Genomic DNA, 24242 nt, shown 5'->3' with positions numbered 1-24242 from the left:
TACGTCAATCAACCAGCTTATTTACACCCCAGCTAACCATTACTAAAGCTATCTGCAGCGGCTTGCTCTTGAGTAATATTTGCGGCAATAGTTTTCATGGCTTGGGTTAGTGTCGTCAGTTGCTCTTTGGTAATAGTATAAGGCGGAGTAATGTATATCACGTTGGCAAAAGGTCTTATCCACACACCTAACTCAATAAAGTCTTGCTGCAATTTAGCCGTGTTAACCACGCTATCCATTTCAATTACGCCTACTGCGCCTAATACTCTGACATCCACCACATGCTGATAATCAATAGCTTCAGCAAGTTCAGTCTTCATTTGCAACTCAACATCGCTGACCTGTTGTTGCCATGCGCCAGTTTGTAAAATACTCATACTGGCACTGGCTGCAGCGCATGCTAGCGGATTGCCCATAAAGGTTGGTCCGTGCATAAACACACCAGCAGGGGAGTCACTGACGCCTTTGGCGACTTCATCACTACATAGTGTGGCGGCTAAGCTGATGTAACCGCCGGTTAAGGCTTTACCTAAACACAAAATATCGGCTTCGATATTGGCATATTCATAAGCAAATAACTTGCCGATACGGCCAAATCCCGTAGCGATTTCATCAAGAATGAGCAGGACATGATACTGGTCACATAAGGTTCTAATGGCAGATAAATACTCGGCTGAATAAAAATGCATCCCGCCAGCCGCTTGCATGACGGGTTCAATAATAATGGCGGCAATATCTTGATGATGCTCTGCTAAAATCGCCTCAAGCGCATCAGTATCACCTTGCTTTAAAGCTTCACCGAAAACAGATAGTGGCGCTGGGGCAAAAAGGTGTTCAGTAACCGCTGCGCTAAACATGGTATGCATGCCATTATCAGGATCGCAGACGCTCATCGCGGCAAAGGTATCACCATGATAACCACGCTTAACGGTTAATAAACGCTGCTTTTGTGGTAGCTGTTTACCTTGCCAGTATTGCATGGCCATTTTAATGGCCACTTCAACGGCAATAGAGCCAGAGTCGGCTAAAAAGACTTTGGTTAAATTGGGGCTGGTCATCGCCACTAATTGCTTGCAGAGGTTAACTGCAGGGGCGTGGGTAATACCGCCAAACATTACATGGCTTAGGGTCGTGAGCTGCTGCTGCATCGCTTCAATAATTTCTGGGCGGTTATAGCCATGAATACAGGCCCACCAAGAGCTGGTGCCATCAATGACCTTTTGACCGCTGCTTAAGGTCAGTTCACACCCATCGGCACTATGGACTCCAGTTACGCTGGCAGCTTGACTCATCGAAGTATAGGGATGCCAAATATGCTGTTTATCAAACTCAAAGTCTATAGCTTGAGAGTCTATAGCTTGAGAATCGATTGTCTGGGATGCTTGCTGATAAAATGAGTTGTTCATATTTTAACCGTTAGTCAAGGTGTAATGCGCGATAGCATTGACAGTTTACGTGCTGAAGGTATCCTAACCCAATATAAAGTGAATATAAAACGAATAACAAAGGATTAATCAATGTCATCATTAGCCATCCGTCATGACTGGACCAAAGCTGAAATAGAAGCGTTATTTGCTTTACCAATGAACGATTTACTGTTTAAAGCCCACAGTATTCATCGTGAGACGTTTGATCCTAATGAAGTACAAATTAGTCGTTTATTATCAATTAAAACCGGTGCTTGTCCTGAAGATTGTAAGTATTGCCCTCAAAGTGCCCGTTACGATACCGGTCTTGAAAAAGAGCGTTTATTGGAAATCGAAAAAGTCATCACCGAAGCCAAAAGCGCGAAAGCAGCGGGAGCATCACGTTTTTGTATGGGCGCTGCATGGCGTAACCCTCGCGAGCGCGATATGCCATATTTAACCCAAATGGTTAAAGATGTAAGAGCATTAGGCATGGAAACCTGTATGACACTGGGTATGCTGTCAAAAGAACAGTCTGACGAACTTGCCAAAGCAGGTCTTGATTACTATAACCACAACCTTGATACCTCACCTGAATATTATGGCGATGTGATCACCACCCGTACTTATCAAAACCGTATTGATACTTTAACCAACGTGCGTCAGTCAGGCATGAAAGTGTGTTCTGGCGGTATTGTCGGTATGGGCGAAAAAGCGACAGACAGAGCAGGTTTATTACAACAGCTAGCTAATTTAGAGCAGCATCCTGATTCAGTACCGATTAATATGTTGGTTAAAGTTGCAGGTACGCCATTTGAAAAGATAGATGACTTAGATCCCTTTGAATTTGTGCGCACCATTGCCGTTGCACGTATTATTATGCCTAAATCTCGAGTGCGTTTATCAGCTGGGCGTGAAAGCATGACTGATGAATTACAATCTATGTGTTTCTTTGCTGGTGCTAACTCTATTTTCTACGGTTGTAAGTTACTGACGACACCCAACCCTGAAGAAAACGATGATATGAGCCTATTTAGACGTTTAGGGCTACATCCTGAGCAAGGACCATCAGCTGACATTGAATCTGACACTGCGTTATTGGCTAAAGCCAATGCAAAAAAAGATAAAGCAACGCAACAATTCTTTGATGCCGCGGCGTTATAAAGCGATGCACATTTGTCAGTAGAAGGCAGTATTCATGGCAAATCACCCAATATCATCACGAATAAGTCATCGTTTGCAGCAACTGCAAACCGATGGCTTGCTGAGGCAAAGAAAGTTAGCTGAGTTAGACAAGGCATCGGCTAACAACTTAGCTCGAACAATTCCCAATATTATTGATTTCAGTCACAACGATTACCTTGGGCTGGCCAATGATCCTGAGATGATTGCCGCTATTCATGCTGGCGCGATAAAATATGGTGTTGGCAGTAAAGCATCGCCATTAGTATCTGGATACAGTGAAGCCCACCTAAAGCTTGAACAAGGTTTATGTGAGCTGACCGGTCATGAAGCAGGGCTATTATTTTGCTCTGGATTTAGTGCCAATCAAGCGTTAATCAAAACCTTATTTGAAGCAGGCGATGTGATTATTGCTGATAAGCTTATTCATGCATCAGTGATAGACGGTGTAAAAGACAGCGGCGCTGCACTTAAGCGCTATAAACACAATGATATAACCCATGCAGAGCAGTTACTTAATCGATTTCCTAATAGCGCCTTATTTACCGAAAGCGTTTTTAGTATGGATGGCGATCGTGCGCCATTAGATGCGTTATCGAACTTGTGTAAGCAGCATAATAGTTGGTTAGTGGTTGATGATGCCCATGGTTTTGGAATCAATTATGAAGAGCTTGCTAGCAATCGCTTTAACGTCAGCAGAGCGGCAGTTACACCACAATGCGATATTCAAGTCATTACCTTTGGTAAAGCCCTCGGCTGCCAAGGCGCCTGCGTTTTAGCGTCACAGCAAATTATTGATTATATGGTGGCGCAATCACGGCATTACATTTATTCAACCGCACTGTCACCTGCCAGTGCTCATTTAGCGTTAACAGCGGTTAATTTAACTCAGTCGCAACCTGATAAAGCATCAACATTGTTTGCCAATATTGCCTTCTTTAGGTCGCTTTGTAATGCTAAAAACATTGCGCTAACAGAGTCAATAACCGCCATTCAGCCTGTAATTATCGGTGACAGTGAACGAACTTTAGCAATAGCAAAGGCATTAAAGCAACAAGGTTTACAGGTCGGGGCAATCAGGCCGCCAACAGTGCCTAAAGGGCAGGCAAGGCTGAGAGTGACCATTAATGCCAGCCATAATGCCGAGCAAATAACCCAATTAGTTGATGCACTAGCAGTGCAGTTACCAAGAGAATATTAATGAATCTAGATAACCCCGTAGCGGTTAAATTCTCCCAAGCTGCAGCTACCTATAAACAACACGATGTATTACAGCGCATCACGGCTAGCAGGTTAATAAAACTTGCTAATACTGAGTATAATGCCGATAAAAAAGCAGGTTTAACCGGGCATTTATTGGATTTAGGCTGTGGCCCAGGTACTGACTTTGAATCAAATCACTGCCAGCTAACTAAGGTCACGGCAGTTGATTTATCGCCTCAAATGCTAAATGTGGTGCAGCAGTCTTTTCCGCAATATCACACTGTTTGCGCCGATGCGGCAAACTTACCTATAACTGCAAATAGCATGGACAGTATTTATTCAAACTTAGTTCTGCAGTGGTGTGATGAATTAACCCAAGTATTTAATGAACTTAATAGAGTCATAAAACCTCAAGGCCAAGCCTTTATTAGCGTGGTGAGTGATGGCAGTCTTTCACAGCTTGAAACCCTAGGGCTAGGCCATAATAGTTTTCGTCATTTAGATGACATTATCGCCGCGATAGATACCGAAAAATGGCAAATACTCTCTGCTGAGACCACTACCGAGCAAGTACATTTTGCCGATTTAAAGGCATTACTGTATTCAATTAAAGGGGTCGGGGCGTCAGTGAATGAATACCAAGATAAAAGCTTAACGGATAAAAAAACTAATCGTTTGCGCGGTCGTAAAGATTGGCTCGCGTTAATGGATAAAGCGGAAAGCTTACGTGAAGCAAACGGCTTACCATTGAGCTATAACATCAGCTATTTACAACTTGGTAAGCGTTAAATTTTTAGACAATTGGATATAAACAGTGAAGGGGTTATTTCGATGATTTATTTTGTTACTGGCACTGATACTGACAGCGGAAAAACCCTGATTTCATCGGCGCTACTTAATCTTGCAACAAGAAAAACGGCTCTAGCTAAAATAACTGTCGCTAAAACCACAGAAGCTAAAACCCTCGGCGTCAAACCTATTGCCTCAGGTTGTATTGAAACAGACGCAGGGCTTAGAAATAGCGATGCGCTAAGCCTAATTGAACAATCAACTATCACGCTCGATTACAATCAAATTAACCCTATCGCATTTAAACCCGCCATTGCACCGCATATTGCCGCAAAGCAACAAGGGGTGAGTTTAACTGCCAGTGGCGTTGTTGATTTATTGCCACTTGAAGCACTAAACAGTGCCGAGTTTGCATTAATTGAAGGTGCTGGTGGCTGGAGATTACCTTTAAGTAAAGGCCAATATTTATCGCAATCAGTACAGCAGCTGGCTCAGCAAAATGATGTTGGGGTTATTTTAGTGGTGGGCATGAAGCTTGGTTGTCTTAACCATGCATTATTAACCCAAGAGGCCATTGAAGCTGACGGGCTTAATATTGCAGCTTGGGTCGCTAACCAAGTTGACCCTGAAATGAGTGAAATAGAAGAGAACTTATCAAGTTTAAAAGAGTTAATGACAGCGCCATTCTTAGGTTATGTGCCGTACTTAAGTGAGCCAACAGCTATAAATGCCGCTGTGCATATTGATAACTCGACCTTATAGAGACTTAAGTTTTGATTTTTAGCCTTTGTCTTTTTGCTTACAAGTAGTTGTTTTAGCATTTGATATTTTCAAGGAGAGAAATCATCGAATTTGCACCAGAGTTTACCAAGGCAGAAAAAATACGCAGGGTGGTATTGTATGCCTTGCTGGGCCTTTTCATTTATATCACCCATCAAAAGTGGCTATTTCCTTTTATTTCTTGGTATACGACTACCGCTCACTGTCACACGCCTTTTGGTTTTTCTGGCATCAGGTCAACTCATACCCACCAATGTATAGCGTTCAGTTCGCATGGGAGTATTTATATTATACGATTTTAGATTAGTCGTTTTATCAAGGTAAACTTACCCTTTAAACATGTATTTTGGCTTTTACTGTTCACTCCCCCGCATATTTTTAACATCGCTATGATCTTCTCTTTAAAACCTTATGGAAACCCTACGGCATTGGCCAACCGCTTTGGGTGTTGGGATCTTGAGTTGTTAATGATGCTCAACTGTTAATTATTGTTAGCTTTATTTTGCAGCTAATTAAATATCCGTGACCGCTAACAATGTAAAAATAAGAAAACCCTTAAGTCTGAATATCAACAATGAATATTGAGATCATGATCGCTATGTGAAAATTTGTTCATGCTAGAATCCTGCGCCATTAAAGATGAGATTAATTCCTATTAAGGTTTTTTTAAGGATAGTGTTGATGAAGCAACTTTCGATCAAGTTAATTAGTGCCGCGATTGCCGCGGCATTGTCCCCTCAAGTTATTGCGGATACTGGTGAAATTGTATCGCAAGAAGAAATCAAACAATCTATTTCAAATTTTCATGATGTAATTGTGATTTCTGGTTCTCGTATGGAGCAAACACTTGATCAAGTTGCCGGTTCGGTTGTGGTTATTGATGAAGAATCGATAGCGCGTAATATGAGCACCGACTTTGCTTCATTATTTAGAACAGAAGCTGCCGTTGATGTTAAAGGCGGCGCAGGTAAGCCAAGCTCGGTGACTATTCGTGGTATTGGCGGCAACCGCGTGATGATGGTTAAAGATGGCGTTCGGGTTAATAACCAGTATGCATCACCATTAGGCCCAGGCGCTGAAGGCACAGGCCGCGGATTAACTGAAGTTGAAGGCTTAAAGCAAGTTGAAGTGTTAAAAACTGCAGCATCGACTATGTATGGCTCCGATGCGTTAGGTGGCGTGATGGTCATGACCACTAAAGATGCGGATGATTACTTACGTGGCAGTGATTATTATTTCTCTGCAAATGGCGGCTACACAGGTATGAACGATGAGTTCAGCGGTGGCTTTACTAGCGCATTTGCAGCAGGTGATTTTGATAACCTAGTCAGTTATCAACGTCGTAGTGGTGAAGAACAGCAAAACTACTACAACACATTACCAGATAGTGACTTAGTCACTGACAGCTTATTACTAAAAAGTAAGTATCACTTTAATGATGATACTAATCTGCAGTTAACCGTTGATTACATGAACCAGCAGCTTGACCGCTGGGAAAAATATGCTGATAAAGATGAGTCAATTGATTATGACCGCCAAACTCAAGCGTTAAATACCTCATTACGTTTACGCTCAACGAAAGACCGTATCATTCATGACAATGTTGATTTCGTACTCTATTACGGTAAAACCGACCAAAGTGAAAAACGTGACTACTTTAATGGTATCAGTGGCGCAGACCGAGCAATAACGCAGCACCGTGATTACCAGTTTGATGAATACCGTTTTGGTTTTGCCAGTACTTTTAGTAAGGCATTGTCACTACCCGGTCATGACCACAATATTATTTATGGCGTGGATGTAGAGCAGTCTGAAATGAGCCGCCCACGCAGCTATCAAGATATCGATGAAAATGGCAATTCAACGCCATCTGAAACCGATACCTTCTCATTTGCTGATACGAAAAGTTTACGCGCTGGCATATTTGTTCAAGATGATATGACCTTTTTAGACGGCAAACTAAACGGTATTGTGGGGCTGCGTTACGATTACTTCAAAAACACCCCTGATCAACAGCAAGCTGAAGATGCTGGCCGTGATCCTGAAGATTTTGCCGCGATGAGTGATGGTTTTTGGTCACCTAAGCTTGGCCTTGTATACCACATGACTGAAAACGTGAATGTGTATGCCCAATATGCTTACGGCTACAAAATGCCAACCCCAGATCAAAAGTGGGGTGAGTTAGAAGTCAAAGATGGCGCGATGCCATTCCCTGTTATCATTGAGGCAAACTACGACTTAGAGTCAGAATCAAGTAACACCATTGAAGTGGGTGTTCGTGGTGATCATGGCGACACACGATATGAATTTACCACTTTTTATACTCAAGCTGATAATTACATCGATTGGGAATTTGTGGGGTGTGGCGGCAGGTTCGGCTGTGCAATTCCAAGTTCATTAGAATATCGTTATATCAACTATGACAAAGTGACTCTTTATGGCGCTGAAATGTCTATGAGTCATTGGTTTACTGATGAATTTGAACTATGGGGTAACATTGCTTACACCCATGGCGAAGATCAGAACGGCGATTACTTAAATAGCGTAAGTCCATTAAAAGGTAACTTGGGAGTAAATTATTATACTTACCTAGGTAACACTGAAGCTAACTTTGGCTTAACCATGCGCTTTGCTGATCAAATGGATCGTACAACGGATTTAGATATTTTCCCTATAGCACTGCCAGGTATGGATTTCAACGAAGTGTATAACACGGCAGGCTACGCAGTATTTGATTTGACGGCTAACTTCCATGTGAATGATAACTGGACGGTACGCGCTGGCGTATTTAACCTGTTTGATAAAGAATATATTGAGTATTCTGATGTAGCGGGTCAGTCAAAGTTCTTAATGGGTAATATGGGCGTGACTGAAGAGACTTATTCTCAACCAGGTCGCTACTTTAACGTTAAACTGAGCTACACTTTTTAATGAATTAGAGTCAGTTTACTGAATGAGTTCACTGGATTGAGTGATAAAGAAAGCGTTAAATTCTTATGGGATTTAACGCTTTTTTATTGGCTGATACTCTTATGTAGACATGAGTGCTCCACTCACTTAAATGGGTATTTATAAGTTGACGGCATGCTGATTAATGTCAATGACCGGGAAGCCCCATTATGAATGAATAGCCATTAGCTAAACTTAACAGTTAACTCACTCGCAGCGTTCAAGGTAAGGTTATGAATAAAAGGGATACTGGGCTGAATGAGGGTTATAAATTGCTAACTAATTAAATTAGTTATTGTTCTGCTCCTTAGTGACGATATTAACAAAGATTAATCGCCATCTATCCGCTAAACACTAGGCTTTCTAGCAAATGCTGGTTAGATTTAAGTTTCGATTAATACAAGCTGCCTAGACTCTGCCCGCTACTAAGTTAAGCATTCAGCTGAGGTTAGGCTTAGTGTGGTATTTTTAACTAATCTGTCATTTTATGTCAGTTTTTTCCATTAGACGCTTGAAATATCTTTTTTAGGACATATTATGTCATTAAGTGTTTAATAATATTTTTGCGTTCAAGTCAGCTTGAGCATTGAGCTCAGGCGTTGAGTTTATGTCGGCATGAATGCCAGTTAGGAGTTGTAATGTTACGTATCGGTTTACTAATCGCCACCAACTTAGCCATTTTGCTAGTTGCTTCGATTGTGATGTCTCTGCTTGGTGTAAGCACATCAAGCATGAGTGGTTTATTAATTTTTGCTGCTATGTTTGGTTTTGGCGGCGCATTTATCAGTTTAGCTATCTCTAAGTGGATGGCGAAGAAAACCATGGGTTGTGAAGTTATTACAAACCCTCGTGATAATACTGAACGTTGGTTAGTTGACACCGTTGCTCGTCAAGCGCAGCAAGCTGGGATTAAAATGCCAGAAGTGGCAATTTACCAATCTGAAGAGATGAACGCATTTGCAACGGGCCCAAGTAAAGATAACGCGCTAGTTGCTGTGAGTTCAGGCTTACTTTACGGTATGACCCAAGATGAAATCGAAGGCGTACTGGCTCACGAAGTTAGCCACGTGGCTAACGGTGACATGGTCACCTTGACCCTTATTCAAGGTGTCGTGAATACCTTCGTTATTTTTGCCGCTCGTGTTGTTGCAGGTATTGTGAATAACTTCGTTGCGAGTAATGATGAAGAGGGTGAAGGTCTTGGTATGTTTGCATACATGGCTGTGGTTTTCGTACTTGACATGTTATTTGGTATTTTAGCGTCTATGGTTGTGGCTTACTTCTCTCGTATTCGTGAGTTTAAAGCCGATGAAGGTGCGGCCAAGCTTGCTGGCAAAGATAAGATGATTGCGGCATTAGAGCGTTTAAAAACTGGCCCAGAAACGGGTGCAATGCCAGCGCAAATGTCAGCATTAGGTATTAACGGTAAACGTTCAATGACTGACTTTTTAATGAGCCATCCACCACTAGAAAAACGTATTAGCGCCCTTAGAAATAGTTAATAATGTGATCTTGGTTATAAAAGGAGCTTAATAGCTCCTTTTTTATTGCTTCCCTTTTTATTTTAACTCGTTAATATAACCTTCTTTTCAAGGTGATACATTATGTAACGCTTTTTAGGTGTCAGAGATGATGATTGAATTTTGCCGCTGACTATTTAGTGTTGCTAAATTAACCAGTGTTAGCTAAGTTTATAACTGAGCCTAAAAAAGTCGTTCTGAAAATTGATATCGATTAAAGGTCTCTCTATTAGAGCCTTTTTGACTATCGTAACTGGAGGGTATAATAGTGAGCAATAAAATACTTGTAGCAATGTTTGCAGCAGCTTTAGCTGTAGTAACTTTGTCATCAAATGCATTCGCTGCAGATGAAGTTTTAGCTGATTTCCACGCTGAAATGGGTGGCTGTGAAAGTTGTCATGCTGATGGCGAGCCATCTGCTGACGGTGAGCATGAGTTCGCGCAGTGTCAAGACTGTCACGGAACACTTGCGGAAATGGATGAAAACCATGCGCCACATGATGGCATGTTAATGTGTCAAGACTGTCACGCACCACATGACATGAATGTTGGTGAAAAACCGACTTGTGATAGCTGCCATGATGATGGCCGCGTTGCTAAATAACTGATGATTATTTAGCTTTAAGCAAAGTTTAAAAGCGCTGAAATTCAGCGCTTTTTTATTGCCCCAGTTTTGCTGTTTATAAATAACTTTTATATTTCCGCCGACATTAGCTCAAAGAATAATTCCACATGAATATTCAATTCATGGCTTAGCATTTATCACACTACCTATACGGTATACCTCTAAAGTGGTATTAATTTTCTTTTGTTTTCAACGACATGTGCGTTATTGGTGCGGCTTGGTGCACTTTTGTTGAACAAAAGTAGCGATTTTAAATTTGCCTTATTTGTAAACGGTTTGTAAATCATTAAGTTAGCAATTGGCACGAGATTTGCGACGTTATTGTCATTGAATTTGAGTCACTGAAGGGAAGTTGCATGTCTAATATCCAATCTAGTTGTGCTTATTGCGGCGTCGGCTGCGGAATAAGTGTAACCCCTAGCAGTCTTAACGACATTGGATTTGAGCTTGAAGGTGATCGTACTCACCCAGCCAATAAAGGTCAGTTATGTGCCAAAGGTGAGCGTTTATTAGAAAGCTTAGTCCAGCCAAATAGTTTACGTTATCCCAAATATAAGTCTGGTAAGTCAGTTGCTTGGCCTGAAGCTATCACGACAATTGCTGACACCTTTAAACAAACTATTGCGCAATATGGACCAGACTCAGTTGCATTTTATTTATCAGGGCAACTTTTAACTGAAGATTACTATGTAGCTAATAAATTGGCCAAAGGCTTTATTGGCACGGCGAATGTTGATACCAATTCACGCCTTTGTATGTCTTCTGCTGTAAGTGCGCACATGCGCGCATATGGAGAGGATGTTGTAGCGGGTTGTTATGACGATTTTGAACAGGCACAAGTAATAGTATTAGTGGGTTCAAACGCAGCGTGGACCCATCCGGTTTTATTTCAGCGGATGATTAAAGTCCGCCAGCGTTATGGCACTAAAATTGTCGTAATTGACCCAGCTAAAACTGCTACGGCAAGCCAAGCAGACTTACATCTTCAAATCGCGCCGGGGACAGATACGTTATTATTTAATGGCTTACTGAATTTCATTGCCAAAAATGAAGCGTTAAATCAGCCATATATTGATGCGCACACTGAAAACTTCACTCAAACCTTAGCACACGTTGCCAGTCAAGCCACTGATGTTGAAACACTTGCCCAAGCGTTATTAGTGCCTATTGCTCAGTTGCAGGATTTCTATCAGTTATTTATCTCTCACGCAAAAGTCATGACAGCTAGCTGCCAAGGGGTAAACCAATCTATTGCAGGCACTGACACTAGCAATGCGATAATCAATTGTCACTTAGCTCTTGGTCAGGTTGGTAAGGAAGGTTGTGGTTTCTTTTCACTTACAGGCCAACCGAATGCCATGGGTGGGCGTGAAGTGGGCGGTTTAGCGACACAACTTGCTTGTCATATGGGGTTTTCTGAGCCGGAGCGTCAAGTGTTAGGAGATTTTTGGCAGTCTGAGGTGATCGCGACTGATAAGGGTCTCACAGCCGTTGAATTATTTGATGCTATGGCAGATGGAACAATTAAAGCGGTGTGGATTATGGGCACTAATCCAGTGGTGTCATTGCCTAATACTGCAAAAATAACTGCGGCATTAGAAACCTGTCCTTTTGTGGTGGTGTCTGAGATAACACAAGACTCTGCGACTGCGCAATTAGCCGATGTGTTATTACCTGCACAGGGTTGGTCTGAAAAATGTGGCACTGTCACTAACAGTGAGCGAGTGATTAGCCGCCAACGTGGCTTTATACAAGCTAAAGGCACTGCAAAAGCTGATTGGTGGGCCTTGGCAGAAGTCGCAAAAGCGATGGGTTTTGAACAAAGTTTTAGCTTTAAAAACAGTGCTGCCGTTTTTAAAGAATTTGCCCAGTTATCTAAGCTTGTAAAGCAATCTTTTCCAGGCAAGCAGTTTGATTTAAGCGGTTTGGCTGATTTAACGGATGAGCAATATGATGAGTTACTACCGACGCAGTGGCCTGCTGCTAACCATGGTGCCATAGGGGGCAATAAGCAAAGATTGTTTGCCGATGGCATATTCGCCACCGCATCATCAAAAGCGCAATTTATTGAAACCACTGCAGATTGCCAAATAGCCCCTTTGCCAGCTGGGCAAGTACGCTTAAACAGTGGTCGCAGCCGAGATCAATGGCACACCATGACCCGCACAGGTCATATTGCGGCGCTTAGAGCCAGTATCCCAGAGCCTGTTATTGCTGTTCATTCTTCGACTTTAGCGCAATTAAAATTAATTGAAGACGACTTGGTAACTTTTGCTGCCCCCAATTTATCAATAACCAATTTTGCCGTGGCAAGAGTGGTTGCAGATGACTCCCAAGCGCCAGACTTGGGGTTTATGTCAATGCATTGGTCTGAGCAGTTCTCGTTAGGTAAGGGCGTTAATACCCCACTTGATAGTCAGTTTGACCCTTACTCAAAACAGCCAGCGTTTAAATGCCAACCCGTGTCGTTAACTAAAGTTGCTGTGACATTGCAAGGGATCGTTTTTGGTCTGCATGATCCACACATGCAAGGCCTGAACTGGAATGTTCAGCAAACATTAACCACTGGCAGTTGTTATCACATCGGTTTTGAAAATACAGATGCAGCATTTGCTTATCAGTCAACGGTACACGCTTTAAAATGGACAATTTCCCTTGCTAGTCAGCAAATTATCCATGTGCATTGCAATATCAGTAACGGCTTGTTGGTATCACTGAAACTGTTAAGTCGCACAAAGGTCGCTGTTTCCCTTGAAGCGATGAATTTGCTTATTGGTCAAACAGTAGATGTTGCATTAATGCGTCAATTACATCAGCTGATTAAAGCTGGTAACAGCCCACTAATTTGTGCCTGTACCGGTGTCACACAAGCCAATATTGAATATGCCATGCTGCAAAAACTTGATAATGCAGTATTCAGTAAACGTGCTTTAGCATCTGATTTTACTAGCGCCACAGCGATTAACACTGATATCACACAAGCAGATTTTGATAAGGCGTTAGATGAAACCCAAACAGAGCTAGGCTGCGGCAGACAATGTGGTAGCTGCCACAGTGAAGTGGGTCAATGTGCCAATGATATTTGGCATATTGCTTTAGCTGAGATAACGACTGAGTTGTCAGAGCAAGAACGTAAATCAGCCCAAGAGGAGGTGGCGTAATGAGTCATACATTGAATAAGCTAATTAACTTTAATAGCGCAGCCGCTAATAATGATTTGATTTCGGGTGATGTCGAAATTGTCGGTGCAGGTTGCGGGCAATTAGATTTAATGACCATTAAAGCCGCCAGAATAGTGTCTCAAGCTGAGGCGCTGGTTTATGACAGCTTGGTCAGCAGCGATATTCTTTCATTAGTCTCTGCAGATTGTCAGCGCCACTTTGTGGGTAAACGTTGTGGTCAGCCAAGTTATAAGCAAGATGATATAAACGCTTTACTAGCAAAGCTTGCCACACAAGGACTCAAAGTTGTACGTTTAAAAGGTGGCGATCCGCATATTTTTGGGCGCGGGGCTGAAGAGTCTCTGTATCTTGCTAAATTAGGGATCGCTAGCCGATTTACCCCTGGTATTACAGCAGCTTTAGGCTGCGCCTCAACCACAGGTATTCCGCTAACGTACCGCGGCATGGCTCGTTCAGTCACGTTAGTCACTGGTACCCGCATTACAAATGATGGGCTAGATCAGGCTCCAACTCATTGGAAAGGCTTATTAGAAGCACAATCTACCTTAGTTTTTTACATGGGCAAGGAGCAAGCAGCAGCAATTTCAGCAGGACTTATGTCTGTTAAAGCTGAGGCAAACTTACCCGTGGCACTTGTCACCAATGGCGGCAGACCTAATCAGTTAATCACTTATGCCAATGTTAGCAATATGGCCAAGCAAGCGACATTAATTAAAGACAGTGGCCCAACCTTAATCATCATTGGTGAAGTGGTTGCAGTGGGTCAAGAATTAGCTGGCTTATTGTCTGATATAAAAGCCAAGCCAACAGATTTTGTGGAGGTGGCTTATGGTTGAGCAACAAACGCAAGATATGCTTAATGCCGCTGATTTTGATAGCCGTAAGCTCATCAAAGCAATGGGCAAAGGGGTTAAAGGTAGCCGCAGTTTGAATTTTGCTGAAGCCGCTTACTTGATTAAAGGTTTTGCAAGTGGTGACATTTCTACTGCGCAAATGGCGGCAGCGATGATGCTTATGCGAGTGCGAGGTGAGTCAGTTGAAGAACTTGCTGGTGTAGCGTCTGGGCTAAAGCAGTTGGTTTCTTCTCAGTGGAAAACTATTAAAGCAGATATTGATTGGCCGGTATATGCCGGTAAGCGCGAGCAGTTACCTTGGTTATTATTAGCGGCAAAAATGCTGGCTAAACAAGGTAAAACCATTGTATTACATGGAGATAGTCAATCATTACCTCATCGTCGTCATGTTGAATCATATATTGCGGCTTTAGATATTCCTAAATGTGACAACGCCGAAACCGCCGCAGAAATGTTAGCGAAAACAGGGCTGATTTACCTTAACAGCGCAGATGTTATTCCAGTATTAAATGATTGCCGCGCTTTACATCAAGAGTTGGGTTTACGAAGTTTTATTCAAATGTCTGTTCGCTGCGTTAACCCGTGTAATGCAGCATTTAGCCTACGCAGTTATTTTCATCCTGGATTAGATAAATTGCATCATCAAGTGGCAGCGCTTTTGGCAAAGGATAGCTGCCAAAGAGAAGCGGCAGATATTGCTATTTTTAAAGGCCTGCAGGGGGAGACAGAAATCAACCCTCGTGTCAGTACTCGGGTAGGTTTACTGCGTTTTAATGGCCAACATGAAGCTAACTTTGCAGAGATTAATCTGCCTACCCAACTTGAGGCATTTGTGGGGGCAAAGCTTGGTCAAGCTGATTTGTCTGCTGCTGTACTGGCGCAACTTTGGCGGGCTGAAGACATTGCTGAGGCCGATTTATCAACGGCACAATTACAGCAAGCGATAGCCAGTGTCACCGCCACGATAGCGCTGGTAAATGTGCTATGTAATAAAGGATTAGCTATTAATGATGCCTTAGAACATGCCAAAAAAGTCTGGTTTGAGCGAAATAAATATGTCATTCAAGACTCAAATGTCATGGGGTCGTCCCTTTGGCAACATATTGAAAATAACGTTATTCCGTCAACTCGTCATGCAGTAAGGAGTTAAGCATATGGTTAATTATATCTATTGTGACCCATCATTTAATAACAATGCATTGCTGACAGATTATAAAATCCAACTAAATCAGTTTCAGGCATGTGTAGAAGTAACAAGCCTCAGCCAACTAGAACAAAATGTGCTTAAAGGAAACGGATCATGTTTAGTATTTCTAACCAATGAGTTACAACCCTTGCAGCAAGCATTTATTGAGCGTTTGTTATCGAATACGGCTTTACCCATTATTGTGAATGCTCAGCATTGGGATGAAAATCATCTAGCCAGTTTGTTACTTTGTGGCAGGGTGACTTTCGTACCCGAGCAGCTGTCAGCAAAACGCTTAAGCTCTTTAGTTAACCTAGCAAAAATTCGCTTTGATAATGCTTCAAATATGCTCGAAAAAGTGAAGCAATTAGATGAGAAATGTGTCGCGATGAAGCTGGTGTCAAAAGCCAAGTCGTTACTGCAATTGCAGGGTATTAGCGAAAAAATAGCGCATGAATTGATCCAAAAACAGGCTATGAGCAAGGGGGTAACCGTAGCTGAAATGGCAAAAAGTATCATTGCAGCGGCAAAACAAATTGAAGCAAATCAAAGAGGGACGAACCGAATGCAACAATTTGGTGCGAGTGCGCCTGTGGTGACCAGTATAGCCTAGTATCTTTTTAGGCTAATACATTATTTTGTATATTTACAATGACTTACGATTTTATGTTTGTTGGCATAGTCAATGCTTAGTATTTGCTAGATCGTGTGAGCAATTAAGTTGTGTGCAGCATTAGCTGGCATTAATAAATCGCTGTGTAAATAAATAACCGTGGAAATAAAGAGTTTAGGTCAAGCGTTATCATCATGACAAACTGTAGCTTGAATCTCTAACTTCTAAATGCAATGGCGCGTGCACGTAATCGTCGTTAATCGAGACGCTATAACAGTGTAGTTTAAACAGTTTATAGTTAAAATTTGAAGGCTTTTGGCAATGGCGCCAGCTCTGTTAACCCAGAGGCTGGCGCTTTTTTGTTTTTAGGGCTTTAACAAAAATTCAAGGAGCCTTCTATGGCAAATGCAAAATCCAAGCTGGTAGTAATAGGTAATGGCATGGTGGGTCATCACTTTATCGAGCAATTATGTAGTCAAGGGTTGCAGCAGCAATTTGATATTGAAGTGTTTGGTGAAGAGCCCCGACCTGCATACGATAGGGTGCAACTGTCAAAATATTTTGAAACCGGTAGTGCCGATGAATTGATGCTAACTAGCGCTGAGGATTATCAAGATTGGGGGGTAAAGTTGCACCTTGATAGCCGAATTACCGTGCTAGATACCGCCAATAAAACCGTGACCACAGAAGCGGGCATAACGACAGCCTATGACAGTTTAGTCCTTGCAACAGGATCTTATCCATTTGTCCCACCTATTGCTGGTAACGATAGAGAAAGCTGTGTGGTGTACCGCACCATAGAAGATTTACAAGACATTGAAGCTGCGGCGAAAAAATCTAAAGTTGGCGTGGTAGTCGGTGGCGGCTTATTAGGCCTTGAAGCGGCAAATGCATTAATGGCCCTTGGCGTAACAACTCATGTTGTTGAATTTGCACCACAGTTAATGCCAGTACAATTAAATGATAAAGCGGGTGACTTACTTAAAAGTAAAATTAATGACTTAGGTGTATCAGTACATACCTCTAAAGCCACCACCGCCATTATCGATGGTGAGAGCGCACAGCACCGCATGACATTCAACGATGATAGTTTTCTTGAAACTGACATGATTGTGTTTTCTGCCGGTATTCGACCTCAAGATGCATTAGCGAGAAGCAGCGGTATGCAAATGGGTGATCGCGGCGGCATTGCAATTGATGATAACTGCTTAACCTCAGCTCCCGATGTTTATGCCATCGGTGAATGTGCATTATGGCAAAACCGCATTTTTGGCCTAGTTGCCCCAGGTTATCAAATGGCGCGAGTCGCTGTGTCGCATTTAGCGGCAGGAGTTGCTAAGGCGCCTGCGCCATCATTGGCATTTACTGGTGCGGATATGAGCACCAAACTCAAGCTATTAGGTGTTGATGTTGCCGCTATTGGTGAAAGCCGCGGTTTCGACAATGCGCAATTTGTGGAGTTATCTGACAATCAATCAGGCATATATAAAAAGCTGTGGTTAGATGAGTCGGGTCAATATCTTAAAGGCGCAGTATTAGTGGGCGATAACAGTGATTATGCCCGTTTACTGGATTTGTATTTATCGCAAGATGCAATTGAAGGCAATGCGGTTGAATTATTAATGACGGGTGATGAAACGGCGCTTGAATTAAAAGACAGCTCAATAGTTTGTTCTTGTCATCAAGTGACTAAGGCTGATATCGCCACTTCAGTGACCAAAGGCAATCATACCATTGCTGAAATCAAGACCTGCACCCGAGCCGCATCTGGCTGTGGTGGTTGCGCGCCATTGGTGAAGAAAATCATGGATGAAGCGCTCGTAGCAGAAGGGGTTGAGTGCAATACTGGCATTTGTGAGCATTTTGAACAGGATAGACAGTCTTTGTATCACTTGTGCCAAGTTGAAAACATTACTGACTTTGAGACGTTAATTACTCGCCATGGTAAACACGCTGGTACCAATGCTGGGTCGACGTTTGGTTGTGACATTTGTAAGCCCGCAGCAGGGTCAATTTTTGCTTCATTGCAGAATAAATATGTTTTAAACCAAGAGAGCAGTCATGTTCAGTTGCAAGATACTAACGATGCCTATCTTGGCAATATACAAAAAGATGGTACTTACTCTGTGGTGCCGCGAATTGCAGGTGGTGAAATTACCCCTGATGGATTAATTGCCATTGGCGCCGTAGCCAAAGAATATGACTTGTACACCAAAATCACTGGTGGTCAGCGAATCGACTTATTTGGCGCAAAATTATCAGAGTTACCGAGTATTTGGGGCAAATTAATTGCTGCCGGGTTTGAAACCGGTCATGCCTACGGTAAATCGCTGCGTACGGTTAAATCTTGTGTGGGTAGTACTTGGTGTCGTTATGGTGTTCAAGACTCTGTGTCTACAGCCATTGATTTAGAGAACCGCTATAAAGGCTTACGTGCGCCCCATAAAATTAAGTTTGCAGTCTCGGGTTGTACTCGAGAATGCGCAGAAGCCCAAAGCAAAGATATTGGTGTTATCGCAACCGATAAAGGTTGGAACTTATATGTTGCTGGGAATGGCGGTATGCGCCCACGTCATGGTGATTTATTTGCTACCGATTTAGATACCGATACCTTAGTCAAATATATCGACAGAGTTCTGATGTTTTATATAAAAACCGCTGATAAATTACAACGCACTTCAGTGTGGATGGAGTCGCTTGAAGGTGGTTTAGCATATCTACAGTCGGTGGTGATACAAGATAGTTTAGGCCTTGCTGCAGAGCTTGATAGTCAAATGGCCAAAGTGGTCGCGGCTTATCAATGTGAGTGGAAAACCAGTCTTGAAAAACCTGAATATCTTGCCCGTTTTAATGAGTTCGTTAACCCTGATGCTCAGCCTGAAGGTGAAACACACCTGTATCATCGCGCCCGTCAGCAGCGTTTTCCTGCTATGTCGTCTACCGGTGCAGGAAACATTGCGATTAAAGAAATTGAATCAGAATTAGAATCAGAAATTGCGGAGGAGTTGGTATGAGTTGGGTGAATGTATGTAATGAGTCTACTTTACCGCAAGGGACCGGTATTGCCGCATGGGTTGCTGGTAAAGCCGTCGCCATTTTTGATTTAGGAAAACACGGTTTATTTGCCATTGATAATGTTGACCCTGCAACAGGGGTGAGTTTGTTAGCACGTGGGCTAATTTGCGAGGTTGAAGGTAAGTTATGTGTGGCTTCTCCGCTATATAAACAGCATTACAGCTTAGCAACAGGTATCTGTCTAGAAGACAATGCTTTGGTTGCTTCGCCATACGAAATTAAAAAGGAAGCTGGCCAGGTATTGGTTTTAGCTAAATAAAAGGACGTGCAGTATGAGTTCTCAGAAATTTAATCTATTTTCGTTTTCGGGCAAGATGAAAGTCTTGCATCTGAGTTGGGTGGCATTTTTTATCACTTTTGTGGTGTGGTTTAACGCTGCACCTTTACTCAGTGTTATTGCAGACAGCTTAGGACTAACAAAGTCATAAATCAAAACCTTACTTATTTTGAATGTGGCGTTAACGATTCCTGCTCGGGTTATTATCGGCATGGTGACCGACAAATACGGCCCGAGACTGACTTATTCAGTATTAATGGGGGTCTGTTCCATACCTTGTTTTATGTTTGCAGTTGCCGACTCGTTCGAGCAATTAGCCATGGCTCGGTTCCTGATTGGCTTTATTGGTGCGGGTTTTGTTATTGGTATTCGTATTGTCAGTGAATGGTTTCCTGCAAAAGAGTTAGGCACGGCCGAAGGTGTTTATGGCGGTTGGGGCAACTTTGGTAGCGCAGCTGCAGCGTTTACTTTACCTGCGGTGGCCATTTACTTTGGCGGCGAAGATGGCTGGCGTTATGCCATTGGGCTTACGGGAGTTATGAGCTTCTTATTTGCTTTTTGTCTATTATTTTAACGTCACAGATACTCCAAAGGGCTCGACTTACTTTAAACCGAAAAAAGCGGGTGGCTTAGAGGTAACCAGTAAAGGTGATTTCGCACTGCTAATTTTCATGAAGATCCCGATGTATGCAACACTTGCTCTACTGGCATGGAAGTTATCTCCAGCAGGCGTGAGTATGCTTGAGCAACAAATGACCTATATCATTTATGCTTCATTAGTCGTCATTTTCATTTTTGATGTTTATAAAACCTATGAAGTGAATAAAGATATTTTTGTTAAAGAAGTGCCTGAGTTTGAACGTTATAAGTTTAAACAGGTGGCTGTACTTAATGTGCTTTATTTTACGACTTTTGGATCAGAACTCGCCGTAGTGTCAATGTTGCCACTGTTTTTTGCTGAGACATTTGATTTAGGGATGGCACAAGCGGGTATGGTTGCCTCTAGCTATGCCTTTATGAACTTAATGTCTCGTCCGGGCGGTGGTTGGTTAAGTGATAAGTTTGGCCGTAAGACAACATTGATGATTTTAACTGCCGGTCTAGCTGTTGGTTACTTTGCCGTCAGTCTCATTGATGGTACTTGGTCATTACCTTTAGCTATTGTGGTGGTAATGGCGTGTTCATTCTTCGTTCAAGGCGGTGAAGGTGCTGTGTTTGCTGCAGTGCCACTGATTAAACGTCGATTAACAGGGCAAATAGCAGGCATGACAGGTGCTTATGGTAATGTCGGCGCGGTGTTCTTTTTAACGGTCTACTCTATGGTACCGACACCCGTGTTCTTTAATGTTATTGCTGTCAGTGCGGTGCTAGGGTTTATTACTTTATTCTTCATGACTGAACCCAAAGGCCATATCGCTGAGGTGAATGAAGAAGGTGAAGTTACCTTGATTAGCGTTAACTAGTTTATATTATTGGCTATGACTTAATATAAATAATGCTAAACGCTATTGTTACTAACCCTGAAAACACTGCTAATGAATTTAGCGGTGTTGTCGTTTTTATTAAAAGGTGGACATTGGGTGATTAATGCTAATTTTGAGTCTAAATCAGGGTCTGAACTTAAGACTGAATCTAATGTAAAGCTGCATGAAGAAAATAGAACCTAAGATCAACTGCCTATATCGGGCGTGTTGGAAGTAAAGGCGGGTCAAGTCTCAGATAAAGGCAGAAAAGCGGATAATGAAGATGCTATAGGCATTAAAATTCCTTCAGGTTTAATGTTAACCACCAAAGGTATTGTGAGTGTTATCAGCGATGGGGTTAGCGCAGCTGAAGGTGGTGCAAAAGCCTCTGCCATCAGTGTGAGTAACTTTATCGCTGATTACTATTCAACGCCTGAATCCTGGAGCGTTCAAACATCCAGTACCCGTGTTCTTACGGCGTTAAATCGGTGGTTGTATGGCTTAGGGCAAGATTATCGCGATGCCAGAAAAGGCTATGTGTGTACGTTTAGTGCATTGGTTTTCAAGTCTTGCTCGGCGCATATGCTGCATGTTGGTGACTCACGAATCTATCGTTTTCGCGATGGTGAGTTAATGAAGGTAAGTCGTGATCACAGCACTTCAGTAAATCAATTTTCCAGTTATCTTACCCGCGCTATTGGCATGGATGTAAAGTTAGATGTTGATTATAAGCAGGTTAACCTTGCTTTAGATGACATGTATTTACTGACGACGGATGGTATTCATGATGTGGTGACCGATCATGAATTGTCGAAAATGTTGATTCATCTACAGCAAAGCCACGCTGAAATTACTGACGAATTATGTGAAGCATTTTGTCAAAAAATGGTCGATAAAGCCTATCTGTTAGACAGCCAAGATAACCTCAGTGCGCAGTTAATTTCAATCTCACAGCTGCCAACTCAAGCTATTGACGATGTTTATCATAAACTCGCCAGCCGACCTTTTCCGCCGCCACTATCAGTAGGGATGAAGTTAGATGGCTATGAAGTGACGGGGATTATTCATCAAAGTCAGCGCAGCCAAGTTTATGTGGTAAAAGACAAGCAAGGTATTGAAAAGTGCATGAAAACGCCGTCGGTAAATTACATTGATGACGGGGCTTATATTGAACGTTCTATGCTTGAAAGTTGGATAGGGCACCGTATTAATAGCATTCATGTGGTTAACGTTGTCGATCATCATATGCCTAAATCAGCGCTGTACTATCTCACTGATTATTTACAAGGGTTGAGCTTAGCTGATTGGATGACGCAACATAAACGCGGCCCGGTTGAAGATGTGCTGCAGCTTTTAAAACAAGTTGAGGCGGGTATTCGCGCTTTTCATCGTAAAGAAACCCTGCATCAAGATTTAAAGCCGGACAATATTTTCATCACTCGAGAGGGGATTGTTAAAATTATCGATTTTGGTGCCTGTTACATTAAAGGTATTGCTGAAATCACCACCCCGCTTAAACGCGATACCATTCTGGGCACTGCAGATTATACTGCGCCTGAGGTCATACTGGGTTATCAATCTGATGGCCGTGCCGATTTATTCTCTTTTGCTGTTATCGCTTATGAGATGTTGGCCGGTGAACAACCCTTTAAAGGCCAATTAGGTAAATGCTTAAGCCGAAAAGATTTTGAAAAACTGGTTTATATACCTGTTTATGCAACCAATCCTATGGTGCCTGAGTGGATGGATAAAGCATTAGAAAAAGCATTATCCATAGAACCCGCTACACGTTTTGCTGATAGTAGTGAATTTTTACATGCGTTAACGACTCCTGCCTCAACCACTTCAAAAACGTCTATTCCGTTTATTCAGCGTAATCCCATTAAGTTTTGGCAAACGCTGAGCGTGACATTATTTCTTTGGTCGATGTATTTATTATTTAAATAAATGACTCAGCCAGCATTGTTTCTCATCTTTTTATCGTCCTAAAGTTTTGATTTTAACTCCTGGTAAGATTTTAATACTAGAGGATGATTCGAACAAGAAATAGTCAGCCCATACTCTTATGGTGAAGGTATTGAAAGAATAACGTCTTTCATTCTAATAAGGATATGAAGCATGGATATGCAACCGCCAATAATAACAACTCATCGAAAAAACCGCCCCAGAGCACATTCTACAATATTCGCCGCGTTACTATTTTTGGTCATGAACCTCGTGAGCCTACCGAGCTATAGTCAGCCAGATTTGAGTCACTTTAATGAGCTTTCTAGCTTCGAAAATACGACTCAAGTGAGCCAAGATGGTTTTGATCATGATTTAACACTGGATCAATCAGGTGTTGGCCACCAACTTTATGCTCAACAATTGGGCCACACTAATTCCATTCAAGTTAACCAACAAGGGTCGCAACAATATTCTGCTGTTTATCAGTCTGGTGCCAATATCGAAGCTGAAATTTTGCAGATGGGGGCCGGTAATGTGCTGGTGTCATATCAAGATGGTGACAACCTTTATGTGGATATTATGCAAACAGGCACTGCAAACGTGGCGTTGATAAAACAAAGCGGATTCGATAATTCAATTGGCATAAAACAATATGGTTCTGGCCTTGCCGTAGGCGTGCTGCAATGGGGTAATGGGCAACATGTTGCAATAACCCAAGGGAAGTAACAAACAAAGCGTAAAAGGAAATACCACGATGAAACAAACATATATAGCGATATTGATTACAGCAACATTAGGTTTAACTAGCGCATTTGCCAGTGACAGTAATACGGCAATTGTGGATCAATGGGGCCAGGATAATGCCGTTACAGTGACCCAGCAGCTTAATAGCGAAGGTAATACAGCGATCATTGATCAAGATGGTTCATTAAATACCGCCGATATTGTCCAACAAGATACCTCGGACTCTTCAGCAATCATCACCCAAAAGGGTGATGAAAACCACGCTGAAATTTATCAGCATCATTCAACAGAAACTGCATCGGCAGTAATAAACTCCGAAGGTAACGGTAATAGCGCTGCAATCGAGCAGCAATATTATAATGGCTTTAATGCGACCGCGACGGTGAATCAGCTGGGTGATAGCAATAGTGCTAAAGTCATGCAAAACAATGCCGATGGCGCGCTATC

16 protein-coding genes and 2 pseudogenes are annotated in these 24242 nt (G+C 42.3%); 17 read left to right on the top strand and 1 reads right to left on the bottom strand.

Going from position 1 to position 24242, the window contains the following annotated elements; translation table 11 throughout:
- Positions 1-32: 32 nt before the first annotated feature.
- Positions 33-1406, bottom strand: coding sequence for an adenosylmethionine--8-amino-7-oxononanoate transaminase (gene bioA, locus AB4160_RS10495; protein WP_102438019.1), 1374 nt, complete (start codon positions 1404-1406; stop codon positions 33-35).
- Between the two features lie 111 nt (positions 1407-1517).
- Between bioA and bioB the strand changes: the two genes are divergently transcribed.
- The 17 genes and pseudogenes from bioB to AB4160_RS10410 all read left to right on the top strand — a co-directional run.
- Entirely contained in the window at positions 1518-2570 is a 1053-nt protein-coding gene (gene bioB / locus AB4160_RS10490) for a biotin synthase BioB (RefSeq protein ID WP_102438017.1), read from the top strand.
- Between the two features lie 34 nt (positions 2571-2604).
- Complete coding sequence (locus tag AB4160_RS10485) at positions 2605-3789, top strand: 8-amino-7-oxononanoate synthase (RefSeq protein ID WP_303410050.1); 1185 nt, start codon at positions 2605-2607, stop codon at positions 3787-3789.
- Positions 3789-4580 carry a methyltransferase domain-containing protein gene (locus AB4160_RS10480; RefSeq protein ID WP_102438013.1) on the top strand — a complete coding sequence of 264 codons (792 nt, stop codon included), beginning with the start codon at positions 3789-3791 and terminating at the stop codon, positions 4578-4580. Before AB4160_RS10485 ends, AB4160_RS10480 begins: the two co-directional genes overlap by 1 nt.
- 45 nt (positions 4581-4625) lie before the next feature.
- Positions 4626-5342: a dethiobiotin synthase gene (bioD, locus tag AB4160_RS10475; RefSeq protein WP_198589311.1), complete on the top strand. Its 717-nt coding sequence runs from the start codon at positions 4626-4628 to the stop codon at positions 5340-5342.
- 699 nt (positions 5343-6041) lie between these two features.
- Complete coding sequence (locus AB4160_RS10470; RefSeq protein WP_303501975.1) at positions 6042-8291, top strand: TonB-dependent hemoglobin/transferrin/lactoferrin family receptor; 2250 nt, start codon at positions 6042-6044, stop codon at positions 8289-8291.
- Positions 8292-8947: 656 nt separating this feature from the next.
- Positions 8948-9811 carry a protease HtpX gene (gene htpX, locus AB4160_RS10465; RefSeq protein ID WP_102438007.1) on the top strand — a complete coding sequence of 288 codons (864 nt, stop codon included), beginning with the start codon at positions 8948-8950 and terminating at the stop codon, positions 9809-9811.
- A gap of 286 nt (positions 9812-10097) precedes the next feature.
- Positions 10098-10433, top strand: a complete 336-nt coding sequence (gene cctA / locus AB4160_RS10460; RefSeq protein WP_102438005.1) for a tetraheme c-type cytochrome CctA — start codon at positions 10098-10100, stop codon at positions 10431-10433.
- Between the two features lie 377 nt (positions 10434-10810).
- A complete protein-coding gene (locus tag AB4160_RS10455) occupies positions 10811-13615 on the top strand; it encodes a molybdopterin-dependent oxidoreductase (protein ID WP_372004533.1) in 2805 nt (934 codons plus the stop codon).
- Complete coding sequence (gene cobA / locus AB4160_RS10450; protein WP_102438001.1) at positions 13615-14472, top strand: uroporphyrinogen-III C-methyltransferase; 858 nt, start codon at positions 13615-13617, stop codon at positions 14470-14472. Before AB4160_RS10455 ends, cobA begins: the two co-directional genes overlap by 1 nt.
- Positions 14465-15640 carry a glycosyl transferase gene (locus AB4160_RS10445; RefSeq protein ID WP_102476413.1) on the top strand — a complete coding sequence of 392 codons (1176 nt, stop codon included), beginning with the start codon at positions 14465-14467 and terminating at the stop codon, positions 15638-15640. Before cobA ends, AB4160_RS10445 begins: the two co-directional genes overlap by 8 nt.
- Before the next feature lie 4 nt (positions 15641-15644).
- Entirely contained in the window at positions 15645-16289 is a 645-nt protein-coding gene (locus AB4160_RS10440; RefSeq protein WP_372004530.1) for an ANTAR domain-containing response regulator, read from the top strand.
- Between the two features lie 398 nt (positions 16290-16687).
- Complete coding sequence (nirB, locus tag AB4160_RS10435) at positions 16688-19303, top strand: nitrite reductase large subunit NirB (RefSeq protein WP_102476411.1); 2616 nt, start codon at positions 16688-16690, stop codon at positions 19301-19303.
- Positions 19300-19623, top strand: coding sequence for a nitrite reductase small subunit NirD (nirD, locus tag AB4160_RS10430; RefSeq protein ID WP_372004527.1), 324 nt, complete (start codon positions 19300-19302; stop codon positions 19621-19623). Before nirB ends, nirD begins: the two co-directional genes overlap by 4 nt.
- A gap of 13 nt (positions 19624-19636) precedes the next feature.
- Positions 19637-21104 (top strand): annotated as a pseudogene (locus AB4160_RS10425) (NarK family nitrate/nitrite MFS transporter).
- A gap of 225 nt (positions 21105-21329) precedes the next feature.
- Positions 21330-23051: a protein kinase domain-containing protein gene (locus AB4160_RS10420; protein ID WP_372004524.1), complete on the top strand. Its 1722-nt coding sequence runs from the start codon at positions 21330-21332 to the stop codon at positions 23049-23051.
- Between the two features lie 171 nt (positions 23052-23222).
- On the top strand, positions 23223-23777 hold the full coding sequence (locus AB4160_RS10415; RefSeq protein WP_102437989.1) for a curlin: 555 nt from the start codon (positions 23223-23225) through the stop codon (positions 23775-23777).
- A gap of 28 nt (positions 23778-23805) precedes the next feature.
- Positions 23806-24242: pseudogene (locus AB4160_RS10410) on the top strand (curlin); the annotation flags it as partial.

This window comes from Shewanella sp. 10N.286.51.B8 (assembly GCF_041469325.1).
Lineage (GTDB): Bacteria > Pseudomonadota > Gammaproteobacteria > Enterobacterales > Shewanellaceae > Shewanella.
This window is presented reverse-complemented; position numbering and strand designations above follow the sequence as displayed.